Origin of the sequence: Streptomyces sp. NPDC006265, from assembly GCF_040613555.1 — a bacterium.
Taxonomy (GTDB): Bacteria; Actinomycetota; Actinomycetes; order Streptomycetales; family Streptomycetaceae; genus Streptomyces.
Map to the genome: position 1 here is coordinate 1 of NZ_JBEXSH010001356.1, position 1,581 is coordinate 1,581.

Below are 1,581 nucleotides of genomic sequence, written 5' to 3' on the forward strand. Positions count from 1 at the left end.
CTCGACGCCGACCCCGACGTCGGCGGCGCGGATGGCGGCGGCGTCGTTGGCGCCGTCACCGGCCATCGCCACGACCCGCCCGGCCTGCTGCAGGGCCTCCACGACGTGCAGCTTCTGCTCGGGGGCGACCCGGGCGATGACGCCCGCGCCGCGCAGGACCCGGACACGTTCGCGGCGTTCCATGGCGACGAGTTCGTCGCCGGTCACCGCCTCGGTCTCCTCCGGCCAGCCCAGTTGCAGGGCGATGGCGCGGGCGGTCTCCGGATGGTCGCCGGTGAGCATGACGGGCAGGATGCCGGAGCGGCGCAGTTCCGCGAGCAGGGCGTGCGAGGTGTCACGCGGGACGTCGGCGAGGGCGACGAAGCCACTGAACTTCAGGTCCGCGAGCGGCAGTTCGAGTTGGGCCTCGGCGTCGTCGGCCCGGCAGGGGCGACGGGCGACGGCGAGGACGCGCAGTCCCTGCCCGGCCAGTTCGTGAGCGGTGTCCCAGGCATGGCCGGGAAGGTCGCGGCAGACGGGCAGGATCGTCTCGGGGGCGCCCTTGACGACGAGGAGTTCTCCCATGTCGGGGTCGCCGTCCCGGCCGACCGCGGCGGCGTAGCCGCGGCGGGTCTCGAAGGGCAGTTCGCCGCTGGGTGCCCAGCCCTCGTCGGGCGGGGCGACGTCGAGGACGGCCTCGTCGGTGGCGTGTGCGACGCGGCGGCCCTGCCCGGCCTCCTCCTGCGGGCAGGCGCGCGCGGCCAGGCGTACGACCGGTGCGGCCTGGTCGTCGTCGGCCGCGAGGACGGTGCCGTCGGCGGCGGCGACGCGGACCATGCGCAGTTTGTTCTCGGTGAGGGTGCCGGTTTTGTCGAAGCACACGGTGTCGACCCGGCCGAGCGCCTCCAGGGTGCGCGGGGTGCGGACCAGGACGCCGCGGCGGGACAGCCGGCGGGCCGCCGCCATCTGCGCGACGGTGGCGACGAGCGGCAGCCCCTCGGGGACGGCGGCTACGGCGACCGCGACACCACCGCTGACGGCGCGCCGGACGGGACTGCCGCGCAGCAGGGACAGCCCGGTCACGGCCGCGCCGCCGGTGAAGGTCACCGGCAGGGCCTTGCGGGTCAGTTCCTGGAGCCGGGCCTGGACGCCGGCGGGGGGCGGGGTGCGGGCGGCGAGTGTGACGGCACGGCCCGCCTCGGTCTGGTCGCCGGTGTCCACGACGAGGGCGGTGGCCCGACCGGCCACCACGGTTGTGCCCTCGAAGACCATGCAGGTGCGCTGGGCCACCGGGAGGCCGGGGGTGGCGTCGACGGTCTTGGTCACCGGCAGGGACTCGCCGGTGAGCGCGGACTCGTCGACCTCCAGGCCGTCGACGTCCAGCAGCCGTGCGTCGGCGGGTACGACGTCGCCTGCGCCGAGGCTGATCTCGTCCCCGGGGCGCAGCCGAGTGGCATCGACGGTGACCGTGCGCGTACCGCCGTCCTGCTTGCGGGCCTTGGGCTGCTGCCGTGCGGCGAGCCGGGCCAGGGCCAGGTGGGCCTCGCCGAGCGCCTCGCTCTGGGTCGGGTGGGCGTGGATGAGCTGCGCGACCTCGGCGGG

General features: G+C 76.0%; 1 protein-coding gene. It reads right to left on the bottom strand.

From position 1 onward, the window contains the following. Positions 1 to 1,581: HAD-IC family P-type ATPase (locus ABZ281_RS48815; RefSeq protein ID WP_356665235.1), on the bottom strand; the 1,581-nt coding region annotated here is incomplete at both ends.